Annotated in this window: 22 protein-coding genes; 13 read left to right on the top strand and 9 right to left on the bottom strand. The window is 63.5% G+C overall.

The window, feature by feature from the left end; translation table 11 throughout:
* Positions 1–71: 71 nt before the first annotated feature.
* Together AC3Z8Y_RS09430 and pbpG are read left to right on the top strand one after the other, a co-directional pair.
* Positions 72–248, top strand: a complete 177-nt coding sequence (locus AC3Z8Y_RS09430) for a hypothetical protein (RefSeq protein WP_490089443.1) — start codon at positions 72–74, stop codon at positions 246–248.
* Between the two features lie 163 nt (positions 249–411).
* The gene (gene pbpG, locus AC3Z8Y_RS09425; protein ID WP_490089967.1) at positions 412–1,329 is read left to right on the top strand and encodes a D-alanyl-D-alanine endopeptidase; all 918 of its coding nucleotides are present in this window, start codon (positions 412–414) and stop codon (positions 1,327–1,329) included.
* 118 nt (positions 1,330–1,447) lie between these two features.
* Here pbpG and AC3Z8Y_RS09420 read toward each other — a convergent pair whose 3' ends face one another.
* Positions 1,448–1,930 (bottom strand): hypothetical protein, encoded by a 483-nt coding sequence (locus AC3Z8Y_RS09420; protein WP_490089442.1) that lies wholly within the window; start codon positions 1,928–1,930, stop codon positions 1,448–1,450.
* A gap of 203 nt (positions 1,931–2,133) precedes the next feature.
* Between AC3Z8Y_RS09420 and AC3Z8Y_RS09415 the strand changes: the two genes are divergently transcribed.
* The 3 genes from AC3Z8Y_RS09415 to AC3Z8Y_RS09405 are packed head-to-tail and all read left to right on the top strand — an operon-like array spanning position 2,134 to position 4,845.
* Entirely contained in the window at positions 2,134–2,817 is a 684-nt protein-coding gene (locus tag AC3Z8Y_RS09415; RefSeq protein WP_490089441.1) for a response regulator transcription factor, read from the top strand.
* Positions 2,795–4,189: a sensor histidine kinase gene (locus AC3Z8Y_RS09410; protein WP_490089440.1), complete on the top strand. Its 1,395-nt coding sequence runs from the start codon at positions 2,795–2,797 to the stop codon at positions 4,187–4,189. Before AC3Z8Y_RS09415 ends, AC3Z8Y_RS09410 begins: the two co-directional genes overlap by 23 nt.
* Positions 4,186–4,845 carry a response regulator transcription factor gene (locus AC3Z8Y_RS09405; protein ID WP_490089439.1) on the top strand — a complete coding sequence of 220 codons (660 nt, stop codon included), beginning with the start codon at positions 4,186–4,188 and terminating at the stop codon, positions 4,843–4,845. The genes AC3Z8Y_RS09410 and AC3Z8Y_RS09405 overlap by 4 nt, the downstream gene beginning before the upstream one ends.
* Positions 4,846–4,848: 3 nt before the next feature.
* Here the strand turns inward: AC3Z8Y_RS09405 and AC3Z8Y_RS09400 are convergent, their stop codons facing one another.
* The 4 genes from AC3Z8Y_RS09400 to AC3Z8Y_RS09385 form a co-directional block, all read right to left on the bottom strand.
* Entirely contained in the window at positions 4,849–5,625 is a 777-nt protein-coding gene (locus tag AC3Z8Y_RS09400) for an enoyl-CoA hydratase (protein WP_490089438.1), read from the bottom strand.
* Between the two features lie 21 nt (positions 5,626–5,646).
* A complete protein-coding gene (locus AC3Z8Y_RS09395) occupies positions 5,647–6,831 on the bottom strand; it encodes an acetyl-CoA C-acyltransferase (protein ID WP_490089437.1) in 1,185 nt (394 codons plus the stop codon).
* A 12-nt stretch (positions 6,832–6,843) separates the two neighbouring features.
* The gene (locus tag AC3Z8Y_RS09390) at positions 6,844–7,605 is read right to left on the bottom strand and encodes an SDR family NAD(P)-dependent oxidoreductase (protein ID WP_490089436.1); all 762 of its coding nucleotides are present in this window, start codon (positions 7,603–7,605) and stop codon (positions 6,844–6,846) included.
* A gap of 72 nt (positions 7,606–7,677) precedes the next feature.
* Positions 7,678–8,697 carry an AraC family transcriptional regulator gene (locus AC3Z8Y_RS09385; RefSeq protein WP_490089435.1) on the bottom strand — a complete coding sequence of 340 codons (1,020 nt, stop codon included), beginning with the start codon at positions 8,695–8,697 and terminating at the stop codon, positions 7,678–7,680.
* Positions 8,698–8,814: 117 nt separating this feature from the next.
* Between AC3Z8Y_RS09385 and AC3Z8Y_RS09380 the strand changes: the two genes are divergently transcribed.
* Positions 8,815–9,834, top strand: a complete 1,020-nt coding sequence (locus AC3Z8Y_RS09380; RefSeq protein ID WP_490089434.1) for an alpha/beta fold hydrolase — start codon at positions 8,815–8,817, stop codon at positions 9,832–9,834.
* Positions 9,835–9,837: 3 nt separating this feature from the next.
* Positions 9,838–10,812, top strand: coding sequence for a D-2-hydroxyacid dehydrogenase family protein (locus tag AC3Z8Y_RS09375; protein WP_490089433.1), 975 nt, complete (start codon positions 9,838–9,840; stop codon positions 10,810–10,812).
* Here the strand turns inward: AC3Z8Y_RS09375 and AC3Z8Y_RS09370 are convergent.
* On the bottom strand, positions 10,809–11,108 hold the full coding sequence (locus AC3Z8Y_RS09370) for a hypothetical protein (RefSeq protein ID WP_490089432.1): 300 nt from the start codon (positions 11,106–11,108) through the stop codon (positions 10,809–10,811). The genes AC3Z8Y_RS09375 and AC3Z8Y_RS09370 overlap by 4 nt on opposite strands.
* Positions 11,109–11,201: 93 nt before the next feature.
* Here AC3Z8Y_RS09370 and AC3Z8Y_RS09365 point away from each other — a divergent pair, with 93 nt between their 5' ends.
* The gene (locus AC3Z8Y_RS09365) at positions 11,202–11,687 is read left to right on the top strand and encodes an LEA/WHy family protein (RefSeq protein ID WP_490089431.1); all 486 of its coding nucleotides are present in this window, start codon (positions 11,202–11,204) and stop codon (positions 11,685–11,687) included.
* Between the two features lie 4 nt (positions 11,688–11,691).
* On the opposite strand, the gene AC3Z8Y_RS09360 is transcribed toward AC3Z8Y_RS09365, so the two are convergent.
* Complete coding sequence (locus AC3Z8Y_RS09360; RefSeq protein WP_490089430.1) at positions 11,692–11,946, bottom strand: hypothetical protein; 255 nt, start codon at positions 11,944–11,946, stop codon at positions 11,692–11,694.
* A gap of 107 nt (positions 11,947–12,053) precedes the next feature.
* Between AC3Z8Y_RS09360 and AC3Z8Y_RS09355 the strand changes: the two genes are divergently transcribed.
* Positions 12,054–12,368, top strand: a complete 315-nt coding sequence (locus AC3Z8Y_RS09355; RefSeq protein WP_490089429.1) for an ElaB/YgaM/YqjD family protein — start codon at positions 12,054–12,056, stop codon at positions 12,366–12,368.
* Here the strand turns inward: AC3Z8Y_RS09355 and AC3Z8Y_RS09350 are convergent, their stop codons facing one another.
* Together AC3Z8Y_RS09350 and AC3Z8Y_RS09345 are read right to left on the bottom strand one after the other, a co-directional pair.
* Positions 12,369–13,406: an Ldh family oxidoreductase gene (locus tag AC3Z8Y_RS09350; protein ID WP_490089428.1), complete on the bottom strand. Its 1,038-nt coding sequence runs from the start codon at positions 13,404–13,406 to the stop codon at positions 12,369–12,371. It abuts the gene before it with no gap.
* A 30-nt stretch (positions 13,407–13,436) separates the two neighbouring features.
* A complete protein-coding gene (locus AC3Z8Y_RS09345; protein ID WP_490089427.1) occupies positions 13,437–13,625 on the bottom strand; it encodes a hypothetical protein in 189 nt (62 codons plus the stop codon).
* Between the two features lie 130 nt (positions 13,626–13,755).
* On the opposite strand from AC3Z8Y_RS09345, the gene AC3Z8Y_RS09340 reads away from it, so the two are divergent.
* The 4 genes from AC3Z8Y_RS09340 to AC3Z8Y_RS09325 all read left to right on the top strand — a co-directional run bounded on the left by AC3Z8Y_RS09340 (position 13,756) and on the right by AC3Z8Y_RS09325 (position 15,834).
* Entirely contained in the window at positions 13,756–13,938 is a 183-nt protein-coding gene (locus AC3Z8Y_RS09340) for a hypothetical protein (protein ID WP_490089426.1), read from the top strand.
* Positions 13,939–14,022: 84 nt separating this feature from the next.
* Positions 14,023–14,487, top strand: a complete 465-nt coding sequence (locus tag AC3Z8Y_RS09335) for a hypothetical protein (protein ID WP_490089425.1) — start codon at positions 14,023–14,025, stop codon at positions 14,485–14,487.
* Between the two features lie 176 nt (positions 14,488–14,663).
* Positions 14,664–15,047: a Mor transcription activator family protein gene (locus AC3Z8Y_RS09330; protein WP_490089424.1), complete on the top strand. Its 384-nt coding sequence runs from the start codon at positions 14,664–14,666 to the stop codon at positions 15,045–15,047.
* A gap of 133 nt (positions 15,048–15,180) precedes the next feature.
* Positions 15,181–15,834 (top strand): DUF2589 domain-containing protein, encoded by a 654-nt coding sequence (locus tag AC3Z8Y_RS09325; RefSeq protein ID WP_490089423.1) that lies wholly within the window; start codon positions 15,181–15,183, stop codon positions 15,832–15,834.
* Positions 15,835–15,858: the final 24 nt, after the last annotated feature.

The raw sequence follows: 15,858 nt of genomic DNA, 5'->3' as shown, positions 1-15,858 counted from the left end.
TCGAGGGCGGTTTCTGTCGCCGGCTCGCTCAGGCCTACATTGAGCGTATTGAGTCCGCGAGGTTCCCCAACATGTTTTCCTGTCGCGTGATGAGTGTCATTGGCAGCGCAGTTCCTGAACACCTGCGCGACCTTGGGCTTCTGGTGTGCTGGTATGTCGTGGTTGACGGCGAGATCGTCAGCCCGCCCCTCCTCTCCCGAAACCATGCCGATCGCTTTTGCGAAGAGCTGTGCGGCCTCGCCGCCTGACCTCAAGCCCACCCTAAATTCTGGCTTTGCTTCAGTCGCTGCCTGCTCGCGCGAATGAAGAAACATTTACCTGCTCGGGCAATCGACAGGCACTTGGCCATAAATTTACAATGTCGCCAGTTTCGATGGCACGGACGCCACACTTCTACTCTTCTTGCGAGCAATCTCCGTGAAAACCCCTCTTTCGATACTGAGCCTTTGTTTCGTGCTCGCAGGCGCTTGCTTTACCTCGAACGCTACGGCGGCCGATAGCGCATTCAAGCGGGACCCGGCAGAGCTGCACCTGGCATCCCATAGCGCCTTGCTGGTGGACCTTCAAACCAATCAGGTGATCTACGAGAACAAGCCGGACCAGGTTGTGCCGATTGCGTCGGTGACCAAGCTGATGACCGCCATGGTGGTGCTGGATGCCAAACAATCGATGGAAGAAGACATCACTGTCGATATCAGCCAGACCAAAGAAATGAAAGGCGTGTTCTCCCGGGTGAAGCTGGGCAGTACGCTGAACCGGCACGACATGTTGCTGATTGCGCTGATGTCCTCCGAGAACCGCGCGGCCGCCAGCCTGGCGCACCACTACCCGGGCGGATACAACGCCTTTATCGCAGCCATGAACGCCAAGGCCCGGGCCTTGGGCATGAGCCATACGCGGTACGTAGAACCTACGGGCTTGTCGGAACAGAACGTTTCCACGGCGCGCGACCTGAGCAAACTGTTGGTCGCGGCGCGGCGCTACCCGATGCTGTCGGAACTTAGTACCACCAAGGAAAAGACCGTCGCGTTCAAAAAACCCAACTACACGCTGGGCTTCCATAACACCGACCATCTGCTGAACCAGAAGAACTGGGACATCGAGATTACCAAAACCGGCTTTACCGACAAGGCGGGCCATTGCCTGGTGCTGGTTACCAGCATGGGCGGCCGCCCGGTAGCCATGGTGATCCTCGATGCATTCGGCAAATATACGCACTTCGCCGACGCCAGCCGCTTGCGCAGCTGGGTGGAAACGGGCCGCAGCACCAAGGCGCCCGCAGTGGCGATGCAGTACAAGGCCGAGAAACACCGCCAGCTGGCGGATTGAGCGCAACCGGCCATCGGCCATGTAGGAGTAGGCGGAGCCTGCGAACGGCCCCATCCAATGCCAGGCGGTGGCCGTTTGCGGGCCGCCGCCTGGATGGCTTACAGAGGGGCGTCGGCCCTCAGGCCGTGGTGCTGATGCTGGTGCCGCTGGTGCTGCTACCTTCGTCGACCAGTGCCTGCAACAGCTCGGCGTTGGCGGTCTGCAGTTCGCTACTGGTGGACGCTACCTGCGATTGAGCCGAGGCAACAGCAGCGGCTTTCTGTTCTTCGGTACCACTGCCGCTCTGGGCTTTCTGCAGCGCTTGCTGCTCCTTGGCCAATTCCTTTTGCAGCGCGGCAACCTGTTTTTTCAGGTCGGTGACGGTATCCGAATCGCTGTCGCTATCGCTATCGCTGCTGCTCGACGCGCTACCACCGCCACCGGCAGGCGGCCCGCCCGCGCCTTGGGCGCTGTTAGTGCTGGCGGCCGCGGTGGCAGTGCTCGCTGCGGTTGCGGTAGTGGTGTCATCGGTTTCAGTCGCGGCCGCGGTGCTGCTGGCAGCCTTGGTGGCGCTGGTGGTCTGGATGTGAATGTTCGAGGCAATAGCGGACAAGCTGGTCATAGGGGAACCCTGTGGACGGTTTATTGGCCTACCCTGCATCGGCGCGTCCGGCTCAGGCTTTAGCACAGCCTGGTATCCGCTTTGTACCGGCACCGTTACTGTCTGATCATCCTCATGCGCCGAACATGAAATAATCTTCAAATAGCCCTTGCCTGAAACTTGGCACAATGCCACGGTCCGCTTCAGAACCAGCAGGTACCTCCATGACACGTGTATTGACCATCGAAGACGATGCCGTTACCGCCCGGGAAATCGTGGCGGAACTGAGCAACCACGGCCTGGAGGTGGATTGGGTCGACAATGGCCGCGAGGGCCTGGTGAAGGCCGTGAGCGGTGTGTATGACGTGATCACCCTGGACCGCATGCTCCCCGAGCTCGACGGCCTTGCCATTGTGACCACCTTGCGCACCATCGGCGTTTCTACGCCGGTATTGATGATCAGTGCGCTCTCGGACGTGGATGAGCGCGTACGCGGCTTGCGCGCCGGCGGCGATGATTACCTCACCAAACCCTTTGCGTCGGACGAAATGGCCGCGCGGGTGGAAGTGCTGCTGCGCCGCAAACAGGCCGGCGCTGCCCAGGACAATACCCTCAAGGTCGCGGACCTGGAGCTGGACCTGATCACCCGTGAAGCGCGGCGTGGTGGCCAGCAACTGAACCTGCTGCCCACCGAGTTCAAGCTGCTTGAATTCCTGATGCGCAACGCCGGTCAGGTGCTTACCCGCATGATGATCTTCGAAGAAGTGTGGGGCTACCACTTCGACCCAGGCACCAACCTGATCGATGTACACATCGGCCGCCTGCGCAAGAAGATCGACCCGGCCGGCACACCACCGCTGATCAAGACCGTGCGAGGGTCTGGCTATGTCATTGCCGAACCCCTCTAAGGGTTGGCGCTCCTCCAGCAGCCGGCTGCTGGCGCTGTACAGTTTCCTTTTCGTAGCCTGGAGCAGCATCCTGCTCGGCGTGTTGTATTTCGAAGTGTCGGACTACCTCAACAGCCTGGCGCGACAGTCCCTGATGCAGCGCCAGCACCTGTTCGCCCGCTTCGGTGGGCGTGACCTTGAAGACGCCCTGGCCGCCAGCCAGGCGTTCGACGACCGCGCATTCGACGCCTACGGCCTGTTCGATGATGAACTTTATCCCATAGCCGGCGAGCTACGCCGCATTCCCCGTGGCCTGGCGCTGGATGGGGACATCTACGAGCTGGACGACTGCATCGACTCCAACGACCCCAAACTACCGCAAGACAGTTGCGCCGCCGTGGCCATGCCCACCCGTGACGGGCGCTGGCTGGTTCTGGTACGGGATAACGGCTCGGTGTTCGCCGTCACCCATATCATCCTGCGCGCGCTGCTGTGGGGCGTGTCCCTGACCATATTGCCAGGTGCAGCTGGCTGGCACTTGCTGCGCCGGCGGCCGCTGCGGCGTATCCGCAAGATCCAGGCGAGCGCCGAAGCCATCATGGCCGGTGACCTGGCGCGTCGGCTGCCACTGTCCAACCGCCGGGACGAGCTGGACATGCTGGCGGCCATCGTCAACGCCATGCTGGACCGCATCGAAAAACTGATGTTCGAGGTCAAGGGAGTGTGCGACAACATTGCCCACGACCTGCGAACCCCCCTCACCCGCTTGCGTGCCCAGCTGTATCGCATCAAGCAACAGACCGAAGACAACTCCAGCCAAGGGCAGCAACTGGATCAGGCCATCGCTGACACCGATACGCTGATGGCGCGCTTCCGTGGCCTGCTGCGAATCTCGGAAATCGAAGACCATCGCCGCCGCTCGGGCTTTGTGGAGCTGAACCCGTTGGAGCTGTTACGCGAGCTGCATGATTTCTACCTGCCCCTGGCCGAGGAAGGCGAGCTCATCCTTGCGCTAGCAATCCCTGAGAGCGTGCCGGCCATTACGGGCGACCGGGCCCTGCTGTTCGAGGCCATCGGCAACCTGCTGAGCAATTCCATCAAGTTCACCCCGGCGGGCGGCAAGGTACTGCTGCAGGCAGAGGTGCACCAAGGGATGACTCGGATCAGCGTGGACGATTCCGGCCCGGGTATTCCTGAAGAAGAACGGCAGGCCATTTTCCAAAGGTTTTACCGAAGCGATGAATCCGCCCAGGGAGGCTTTGGCCTCGGGCTTTCGATCGTAGGCGCGGTCGTGAACCTGCATGGCTTTGGCCTTGAAGTCACCGACAGCCCCCTTGGCGGCGCCAGGCTGGTGCTCGATTGCCGCCCCACCAACGCACTGGTTGCCACATGAACCTTCTTTACATTACCGAGCAACCCGACCAGGCCCTGATGCAGGTGCTCGCCGATCACGCCGGCGACATCGTCAGTACGGTGCCGGAGCATGCGGATCGGCACCTGCATGGCCGCTACCGTTATATCGTGCTGGACCTGCCGCGGGCACGCCCCGACCTGCTGCACAAGGCGGTAGGTCGCCGGGGCCGGGCGCGGCTTCTGGTGCTGTTGGGGCAAAGCGACTCCAGCACCCGGGCGCAGGTGCTTCAGGCCGGGGCCGACCTGTGCTTGCCTCGCCCGCTAAGCGCGGAAGAACTCGAGGCGCGCATGCAGGCGCTGAGCCGGCATTACCCTATGCCCGCCGTTGAGCCGGGCCCCGGGCTATGGTTGTCGAGCAATCGCCTGCTGCTGGGCCGAGGGCATCAGCAGCAGAGCGTGACGGTAACCGAACAGCGGCTGCTCGCCTTGTTGGCACAACAGGCTGAACCCATCAGCCGCCAAGCCATCGAAGCGCACCTGTGGGAAGATGCCGGGCAAACTCGCGGCCCGCTGATAGAGCGGCACATCTGCAACCTTCGCCGCAAACTCAGCGAGCTAGGGGCGCCATACGCACTGCAAACCCTGCGCGGCTACGGTTATTGCCTGAGTGAAACGCTGCGCCTGCGCACCGACTGAGCCTCAGCCGTGCCGGAAGTCCGGCTTGCGTTTATCCACGAACGCCGCCATGCCCTCCTTCTGGTCCTGGGTGGCAAAGGCGGCGTGGAACACCCGGCGTTCGAAGCGCACCCCCTCGGCCAGGCTGACCTCGAATGCCCGCTCTACGCTTTCCTTGACCATCATGGTCATGGGCAACGATTTTTCCGCGATTACCGCTGCCACCGCCAGCGCTTCGCTGACCAGTTCGGCTCTAGGCACGATGCGCGCTACCAGCCCGGAGCGCTCTGCCTCCTCGGCATCCATCAACCGCCCGGTAAGGCATAATTCCATGGCCTTCGCCTTGCCGATGGCACGGGTCAGGCGCTGGGTACCACCCATGCCGGGCAGCACGCCGAGGTTGATTTCCGGCTGGCCGAAGCGGGCGTTGTCCGCCGCCAGGATGAAGTCGCACATCATCGCCAGCTCGCAGCCGCCACCCAGGGCATAACCGGCCACCGCAGCAATGATCGGCTTGCGTCGCGCGGCGAAGCGGTCGGCCTCGCGGAACAGGTCATCCATATAGATGCCTGGGTAGCTCAGGCCGGCCATTTCCTTGATATCGGCGCCGGCGGCGAAGGCTTTCTCCGAACCTGTGATCACCACGCAACCGATCCCGGGGTCGCGCTCCAACTTATCCATGGCCTGGTTCAGCTCGGCCACCACTTGGGCGTTCAACGCATTCAGTGCCTGTGGACGGTTAAGGGTAAGCAGGGCCACCCGGTCATGACGGGTGAGCACAACGGTTTCAAAATCAGGCATTGCGGGCTCCTTGTTGATGGATCAGGCCAGGCATTCGACAGCGACCGCTGTCGCTTCGCCGCCGCCGATGCAGATGGCGGCGACCCCTCGCTTCATGCCACGGCGACGCAACGCGGCAATCAGCGTAACGAGAATACGCGCACCCGAGGCGCCGATGGGATGGCCGAGCGCACAAGCGCCCCCATTGACGTTGACCCGGTCGTGGGGCAACTCCAGCCGCTGCATACAAGCAAGCGCCACCACGGCGAAGGCTTCGTTGATTTCAAACAGGTCCACGTCGGCCAGCGACCAGCCGGTACGTTTCATCAAACGCTGAATGGCGTCGACCGGGGCCAGCGGAAACAGCCCGGGCTCGTCAGCGAACGCCGCATGACCGTGGATAATCGCCAGGGGTTGCAGCCCTCGCGCCCGGGCTTCGCTCTGACGCATCAGGATCAGCGCAGCCGCACCGTCGGAAATGGAGCTGGCATTGGCGGCCGTCACCGTGCCGCCCTCACTGAAGGCCGGCTTGAGTGTCGGGATTTTTTCCGGGCGCGCCTTGGGCGGCTGCTCATCCTCGGTAACTTCACGCAACTCGCGCCCCGCCGGTGCCATCACCGGCACGATTTCCTCGGCGAAACTGCCGTCGCCCATGGCGCGTCTGGCCCGCTCAAGCGAAGCCAGGGCGTAATCGTCCTGTGCCAGACGGCCGATGCCTTCGCTGGCAGCGCACTCCTCGGCAAACGTGCCCATCAACCGGCCAGGCGCGTAGGCGTCTTCGAGGCCGTCCAGGAACATGTGGTCAATCACCCTGCCGTGTCCCATGCGGTAGCCGCTACGCGCCTTGTCCAGCAAGTAAGGGGCGTTGGACATGCTTTCCATGCCGCCGGCCACTACAACCTTCGCGCTGCCGGCCAGCAGCCCATCATGAGCCAGGATCACGGCCTGCATGCCCGAACCACACATTTTGTTCAGCGTGGTGCACGGCGTGCCCTTGCTCAACCCGGCGCCTAGCGCGGCCTGTCGCGCCGGTGCCTGGCCAAGGCCGGCAGGCAACACGCAGCCCATCAGCACCTCATCCACGCTATCAGCCGGCAGCCCCGCGCGCGCTACCACCGCGCCAATCGCCGCGCTGCCCAGCCGCGTAGCGCTCAGGCCGCTCAGCACACCTTGTAGCCCGCCCATGGGGGTGCGGGCGATACTCACGATAACCACTGGATCGTTCATGACATTCTCCTGTTAGCGCGCAGCCATGCGCAGGGCGCCGTCCAGGCGGATGACTTCACCGTTGAGCATGTCGTTGGCGATGATGTGCAGTACCAGCGCTGCATATTCATCGGGTTTGCCCAACCTGGGCGGGAACGGCACCGCTGCGGCCAGCGAAGCGCGCACGTCGTCGGTCATGCCCGCCATCATGGGCGTTTCGAACAGCCCCGGCGCGATGGTCATTACCCGAATGCCTTGCCGCGCCAGTTCTCTTGCCGCAGGCAGGGTGAGGCTGGCAATAGCCCCCTTCGAAGCCGCATACGCCGCCTGGCCGATCTGGCCATCGTAGGCCGCAACTGACGCGGTATTGATGATTACGCCCCTGCCCCCGGCGGCGTCCGGGGTATTGTCGGCCATGGCGGCAGCCACCAGGCGCAACAGGTTGAAACTGCCGATCAGGTTCACCTGGATCACTCTGGCGAAGGCATCCAGGGCATGAGGGCCCTCGCGTCCGAGAATGCGCTCACCTAGCACGATACCGGCGCAGTTGACCAAACCATGCAGGGCCCCCAGTGTTTGCACACCTGTGTCGACTGCGGCCTGTGCCTGGGCGCCGTCGGTGATATCGGCCACCACAAACGGCATGCCCAGCGCTTTCGCCGTGGCTTCCACGCCTTGGGCGTTGAGGTCTACCAGCAGCACCCCGGCACCGGCCTCTACCAATGCTCGTGCGGTGGCGGCGCCCAGCCCGGAGGCGGCTCCGCTGATAACGAAATTCTTGTTATGGGTATCCATGGGCGGTTCCTCATACTCACTGAGGCCTTGCATGCTCGGCCTTCGCCGAACCTGGAACAATGGCGCGGCCACTCAATTACGCTGAGCGTTTTCGCCAGTGCCGCCTACCAGGCTGCGATAGTGCCCAGGGTTGGAACCGAACCATTGACGAAACGCACGGTAGAACGAGCTTTCGTCGGCGAAGCCCAGGCGCTCGGCGATCTGCGCCATGCTCACGCCCTCTTCCGCCAGCCAGGCGATGGCCCGCTCCTTGCGCAGGCTGGCTTTCACTTGCTGCAGGCTTTGCCCTTCCGCCGCCAATCGCCGGCGCAACGTGGCCACCGACATGCCATACCCGGCGGCCAGTGCAGTGGCCTCCGGCCAGGCTACCGGTGGCATGGCCCGCAAGCCGTCACGCACACGCCGCGCCAGGCCGCCCGGGTCCCGATACCGGACCAGGAGGTTGCCCGGCAGTTGGGCGCAAAAGGCTTCGAGGTCTGCTTCACTACGGCGCACCGGCAGGTCCAGGCAATCGGCAGAGAAGATCAGCCGGGTATGGGCCTGGCCGAAGCGCAGTGTATTGCCGAAAAAGCGCCGATAATCGTCGCAGTAGCCTGGCGCGTCGCCGCGCAGCTCGGCGGCCAGCACCGGCACCCGGCGGCCCGCCAACCAGCAGGTGAGCCCGTGTACGATCATCCAGAAGGTAAAACAGGTGAAAGACCGCGCGGGCTCGTCAGGCGCATGAAGGGTGATCATGGCCACACTGTGCTGGCGCTCCAGCTTGCCGCACGGGCCGCCCAGCATCAGGCGCAAAAACTCCAGCGCCAGGCGTATACCGTCGCCTACCGTAGGCTGGCCTTTGCCGCTGCGCCACATGAACGCCAGGCTGCCGGCGGGTAGCGGCCGCGGCGCCATGCCGAAGAATTCGTCATCCAGCCCCTGCGCCAGTGCCCGCCACAGCTGCCCATACGCCGTGGCCGGTACCCGCGCGGCGGGGTCGGCAAGCAACGAACCGCAGATGCCAGCCTGCGCAAGCGCCTGCGCTGCGCTACCAGGCGAAACCGCTCGCAGCGCTTCGCGTACCAGCTCGATGGAGATACTGTCCTTGGTCATGACCGTTTGCCTGGGCTGTCTGCCGCCCATGGTAGAGTGCCGCGCGGGGAAAGTCAGCGCTGAACCCCGCGCTGGTTTTCCGGTCTGGCCTGTATCCCTCGTTCAAGGAACACCGCAATGCGCCTGCGCTTTCTCGCCTATGCTCTCGCGGGGCTCTGCGCCACCGCCGTTCACGCCGCCGAGCCGCAGCCGGTCTATGGGCCGCAGCTCGAAGGCTTCGATTACCCCTACACGTTGCAGCACTACCGCTTCGAGTCCCAGGGCAAATCCCTGGAAATGGGCTACATGGACGTGGCCGCCGCGGGCAAGGCGAACGGCCATACCGTGGTACTGCTGCACGGCAAGAACTTCTGCGCCGCCACCTGGGACGCCACCATCAAAGCCTTGGCCAATGCCGGCTATCGAGTGATCGCGCCCGACCAGGTCGGCTTTTGCACCTCCAGCAAGCCGGAGCATTACCAGTACAGCTTCCAGCAGTTGGCGAGCAACACTCACGCCCTGCTGGGCGAACTGGGCATCAAGGAGGCCATCGTGATGGGCCATTCCACAGGCGGCATGCTCGCGACACGCTACGCGCTGCTCTACCCTGATGAAACCGAGCGGCTGATGCTGGTCAACCCCATCGGGCTCGAAGACTGGAAAGCCCTCGGGGTGCCCTATCGCACGGTGGACGAATGGTTTGCCCGCGAAACGAAGCTCAACGCCGACGGCATTCGCGACTACGAACGCAAGACCTACTACGGTGGCCGCTGGGATCCTTCCTATGAACGCTGGGTAACCATGCTCGCCGGCCTTAATCAGGGCCCCGGTCATAACGTGGTGGCATGGAACTCAGCGCTGATCTACGACATGATTTTCACCCAGCCGGTGTTTTACGAATTCCGCAACCTCAAGGTGCCCACGTTGCTCTTGATCGGCACTGCCGACACTACGGCTATCGGGAGCGATGTGGCAGCACCCGAGGTAAAGGCACGGCTGGGCCACTACGATGTGCTGGGCAAGCAGGTGAGCCAGATGATTCCCGGGGCTGCGCTGGTAGAATTTCCAGGCCTGGGGCACGCGCCTCAAATGGAGCAACCCGAACGCTTTCACAAGGCGGTGCTAGCCTGGCTGGCGCAACCTGTAAAACAGGAGTGACCGATGAGCGAATTGCGAATTGCCGTACTGGATGACTGGCAACGGGTAGCCCAGGGCGTTGTGGATTGGGCAGCCCTCGCCGCCGTGGGCCAGGTTGAGTTCCTTCACGACTACCCTGCTGATACCCACACCATGGCCGAGCGGCTGGCGCCTTACACGGTGATCTGTGTAATGCGCGAGCGCACGGCCTTCACTGCCGAGCTTCTGGCCCTCCTGCCCGCGCTGAAACTGATCGTGACCGGCGGCATGCGCAACGCGGCCATTGATCTGGCAGCGGCCGCGGCACACGGCGTGACGGTGTGTGGGGGCGACAGCTACCGCCAGGCCGCGCCCGAACTTACCTGGGCCTTGCTGATGGCGCTCAACCGCAACCTGCTGGCTGAAGCGGCTTCGTTGCGCAATGGCGGCTGGCAGGTGGGCCTGGGGGGCGACCTGGCGGGCAAAACCCTGGGCGTGCTGGGCCTCGGGAACATAGGCGGCACCGTAGCCGGCTACGGCCGGGCGTTCGGGATGCAGGTCATCGCCTGGAGCGAGCACCTGACTGACGAGCGAGCCGAGGCCGTAGGCGCGCGGCGGGTGAGCAAGCAGGAATTGTTCGAGCAGGCCGATATCCTCAGCGTGCACCTGGTATTGAGCGAGCGTACCCGCCACCTGGTGGACGCGCACGCGCTCGATAGCATGAAGCGCGGCGCCTTGTTGGTGAATACCTCCCGGGGGCCGATCGTGGACGAGCAGGCCCTGCTGCTGGCCCTGGAAAGCGGGCGCCTCGGCGGGGCAGCGCTCGACGTATTCGATCAGGAGCCGCTTGCCGTCGACCACCCTCTGCGTAGCCTGCCCAACGTATTGGCGACACCGCATATCGGCTACGTGACCGAAAACAACTACCGCGCGTTCTTTACCTCCATGATCGAGAACATCCTGGCCTGGCACGGTGGCCAGCCGATCCGGGTTCTGCAACCGGGTCCTGCCGCGCCCTAACGACCGTCAGCCGGCTCGCGCGGCGCAGGGGCTGGCCGCGGAAAGCGCTGGCCGTTGCCGATGCCGCCGTTTTCCAACGTCGGCGGCCGGCCGCCGGGGTAGCCCTCTGGCAAGCTACGCTGCGCCGGATTGGAGGGTACAGTGCCTTGGCGGCTATTGGGGTTGATGCGCCTGATGGGGCTGTTCAGTGGATTGGCGTTAACCCCGGGCCGCACTTGCGGCGGGGTGGTCGCAGAGGCCGCTTCGGCTACGCTACCCATCAGCAGCAGCCCCAGGGTCATCAGGAACACTCGCATTTTGCCTCCTCGGTTTGCCCCGGGCCGTTGCGCCATGGCTACGAACGTCCCCGAGGCGAAGCTGTCGCAATACCAGGCCCAACGGAGTTCGCCATGTTTGCTTTGCTACGCCGCGTCGCCCTCTTTGCACTGTGCCTGAGCCTGAACGCCTGTGCACTCTTTAACCCCCACGACCCGCTGATCGTTCAAGTTGCCGGCCTGGAGCCCGCAGCCGGCGCGGGGCTTGAATGGCGCGCGCAGGTGCGGCTGAGGCTGCAGAACCCTAACCGGGACCCGGTGGAGTATTCGGGCATTGCGCTGACGCTGGAAGTCAACGGCCAGCCCCTTGCCAGTGGCGTGAGCCCAGCGCAAGGCACCCTTGGCGGGTACAGCGAAGCGCTGGTGACGGTCCCGGTCAGTGTGTCGGCGTTTTCGGTACTGCGCCAGGCACTGGGCCTGGCTGACCTGAACCCTAGCGAGGGGGTACCCTATCGCCTGGATGGCAAGCTCGACACACCGGGGCTGAGCCGAGCGGTGCGGTTCAGCGAAAGCGGCCGGCTGAACCCGATGACACTGCGCCCGCCGGCTAACCGACCGTAAAGCTTCAGCGGGTGGCCGCCATCAGTTTGTTCACTTCGGCGCGCACCAGATTGGCGTAATCCTGAGGCGCCATTTGCTCAAGTTCCGCCCGCACCCATTGCGCCCACTTACCCTTGCGTCGGGGCTTTTCGGCGATAAGCCGGGCGGCGTCGGCCTTGGCGCGCCCAAGGTTGGCCTGCCAGTTCTCGAAATGTCGCGCTTTTTCGGTTTCGATCGCCAAACGCTCGTCGAATGACTTGTTGGCAAGATTCAGACTCATGCACCCTACCTCCAGTGATTGCTCGAAGCGCCGTAGTTTACACCGCCCTGCAACTTTTCGGGGCTCTAGGCAATCCCATGGACCACAGCCGCAAAGAGGAACCCGCCATGGCCCGTAAACCTTCCAACCCATTGATGGATGAGCAAATCATGGACCAGGCCTTCAGTGAACTGGCGGCGCTGGTCGAAGAATCCGAGAGCCTGCTGGGCGCTCGTTCGGTATACGGCCGTCGGCGCGTGGCCAAGCGCCAACTGGAGCAGGCGCTGCAGCGCGCGACCGTTTTGGCCCGCCAACTGGGCGAGCGGGCCGCGCCCGCGATAGAAGGTACCGAGCAGTACGTCAAACGATACCCTTACAAAGCGTTGGGCATCGCTGCGACAGTGGGCTTGTTGGCCGCCCTGCTCGTCAACCGACGCGACTGATCACGCCCCTGCCGCCCAGCCTCGCAGCGCCGCCAGGCGCTCCGGGGCCAAGGGTATGCCCTCCTCCAGCGAGCGCTTGCGGTTCTGGTAGCGCCGTTCCCCCGCCAGCCTGCTGACCCCCGCTTCGCTCATGCGGTCCACAAGCACGCGAGCACGCTCGGCGAACAGGTTGCTCCCCGCTTTGCCAGGGTCGATCACGATGAGCAATTGGCCGGTCCATGGCGTTTGCGCCCCAGGATGGCGGGACCAGTCGAACTCGAACGAGAAGTTGCCGCCGGTGAGGCCCGCGGCCAGCAGCTCGACCATCATTGATAGCGCCGAGCCCTTGTGGCCGCCGAAGGGCAGCAAGGCGCCGCCGTCGAGCACCGCTCGGGGATCGGTGGTCGCCGCACCCTGTGCATCCACGCCAGCGCCCTCGGGGAGCATGTGGCCCTCGCGCGCCGCGATCTGCACATCGCCATGGGCCAGCGCACTGGTGGCCATGTCGAATACCACAGGGCCCCGCCCTGCGCAGGGCGCCGCGAACGCGATGGGGTTGGTCCCGAATACAGGCCGCGTGCCACCATGGGGCACTACGCAGGTCATACTGTTGACCACGCTCAGCGCGATCAGCCCTTCCTCGGCGAAAGGCTCCACGTCCGGCCACAACGCCGCAAAATGGTGGGAATTGCGTATTGCCAATACGGCGATACCGGCACGCCTGGCCTTGTCGATCAACAGGGGCCGCGCTGCCGCCAGAGCAGGTTGAGCGAAGCCGTTACCGGCATCCACTGCCACATACCCTGCCGCCACGTCTTCAACCTGCGGCTCGGCGGCCGGGTTCACCCAACCGCTGGCGATAGTGGAAAGGTACCCGGCCATTCGAAACACGCCGTGGCTCTCGGCCCCGTCCCGCTGCGCCGCGGCGCAATTGGCAGCCAGCACCGCAGCCACCGATGGCGATGCGCCGCGGGCGCGGAAAACCTGCTCCAGCAACGCTGCCAGCTCATTAAAGCTGACCGTTTCGCGGGGTACGCTATCAGTGGAGTTTGAAGACATCTGCACGCCTCGCTCAAGGATTCGAAACGATCAGCGACGAACCTTGCGCCGCATCACGCCATTGATGACTACCGCGACCACGGCCACGCCGATGGCCAGATACTGGAAAGTTTTTTCATCCAGACGCCCCTGCGCCTGCAACCAGGACAACCCCAGCATGATGGCGACTATGAGGACGGAAAGCAGCAAGGAGTATTTCAAACGTTGCAGTTGTGTCATATGGGGCTCGTTCGTGTATCGGTTTGCTTACCAAGTGGAGACGATCGCGCGGCAATATTTGCCCGGTATCGCCGTCATATTACCGCGCCCGCTGAAGCGGTGCGGTGCTTTAAACCATGAGGAGTACCCGATGTTGCGTCGAATCACCTGGCTGATTCCAATTCTGTTGACTGCCAGCCTGAGCGGTTGCTGGTTGTTCATGCCACCCGGCGGCCACGGGGGTGGCGGCGGCGGTGGCGGTGGTGGCGGTGGTGGCGGTGGCCACGGCGGCCCTGGTGGTGGCGGCGGCCCAGGCTACATGCAGCCACGCTGAACACCCACCCAAGCCGTTCCCGCTTAAAAAACTTTCCTGGGGCGCGCAGGCTTGCCTGCCTACCCCCAGGAAAGGATCTGTTATATGCGTAAGCCACTTCTTGCGTTGGCGCTTGCCGCGACCCTCGCCAGCCCCGCCAGCGCCATTAGCCTCGATACACTCACCGACGCAGACTTGCGCCGCTACAGCGCCAGCCTTGCCGAGCATGCCGGCAGTAGCCAATGGCAGCTCCTGTGGCAAAACAGCCGCTCAGCCGGGCATTTCAAAGCCACGGGTCCACAGCCGCGGTTCACCCTCCCGATGCGCGAAATACCGGCCCTGGTACAACAAACCCTGGCCGAACCGGACCGGATCGACCGCCTTGGAACAACCCGCACGCGCCTACGGCGCAACATCAGCCCGCGCATCGCTGGCGAGATGAACGGCACACCGCTGAACGCCATCTGCCTGACTGTGGACTGGCGTGGTGCCGGCGAACCCGCCAGCGGGAAACCAGCCGACGCCGCGACCTTGAGATTCGCAAGCCTTATCGCAGCCGAGCCGTGCTGAAACCCTGACCTTATTGAGTCGAATCATCCTACCTCGACGAGAGCTTTTTCCCCACGGCCGGGCAGCTTTTTCGGTTGCCTGAAGGCTATTCGCTGACCCTGCGGGGCGGCTGTAGAACTCAGCACAATGGCCCTCGCCACAGGGCAAAAACGGATTCCCACTGAAAGGATTTCACTATGGACGCTGTTGATCTGACCCACGTTGATACCAGTCGCCTTCCACTCTCCTTGCGCGTGCTGATCGAATGCGTTGGCGTTGAGCAAGCCTACCGCCTGACCCGACTCTACGGCGGGCGACCACGCTACATCCCCAAGAACCCAGAGCGCTCGGCGCTGGCGCAGCTATTGCCGGCCGCTGCGCTGAAGGCACTGACCGCTCGCTTCGCCGGTACATCGCTGGAAATTCCCAAACCTGACCACTTCGAACGGCAACTGCGCGATCGCCAGATCCTGGAAGAGACTACCCGAGGGCTCTCTCGCGCCGAACTGGCCAATCGTTATGGCCTGAGCCTGCGGCAGATCGGCAACATTCGTCGTACCCAAGCCACGGCCCAGGCGTAGCTGATCAATTCAGGGCGTTCCTGGCCCCCTGTTTCCAGGTTCGTGGTTTCCCGGTTCGCTGTGCCGCCGGATGTACGCACAGTACGCCGCGCGGTAATCGCCGCGCTTATACCCAAGGAATGGAGTTCCTCACATGGCTACGATAGACAACGAATTGATTGGCTCGGTGATCAACGCACTGCCGCTGGACCGGATGATTGCCGGTCCGATCCAGGCGATGATCCAGGCACAGACCTCGGCGAGCAAATCCTACGCGGACTTCCTCCTGGGCGTGTGCATCCAGGATGGCAAGGCCGTTGGGGTGAAATTCGACTATGACGAAACGATCACCGATGAAAACGGTACCTACAAGGGTACGGTGGCTAAATCCGTGCAGATCCCGCTGCTGGCAGCGGTCACTCACCCCAACATTGCAATCACCGAAGGTACGGTCGAGTTCGAATTGACCATCACCCAGGCCGCTGAGGACACCAGCCAAAGCAGCACAAGCGGCGAGATGGCCGCATCGCTGGGCTGGGGGCCGTTCAAGCTGGCGGTCAAGGGCCAGATGAGTCACAACAAGACCCAAACCCGAAAAACCGATACCCGTGCCCGGTACGCCTTCAACACCAAGGTCGCTCGCCTCGACCCACCTGAAGCCCTGATGCGCGTTATCGACGTGCTGACCGAGGCGGCGGCGAAGCCGGTTCGCCTTGCTTCCAATACCCTGAACGCAGACGAGTCGGCACTGGAGGCAAATGTGCTTGCGGCGCCGGCTGCATCCAGCGCCGCAGCCGTTCAGCCCTGACAACACGGCGTCTACATAGCCGTT

The organism is Pseudomonas sp. 3MAES_34.3B (assembly GCF_058145875.1).
The sequence above is the reverse complement of the archived record's forward strand: the minus strand, read 5'-3'. Positions and strand labels throughout refer to the sequence as shown.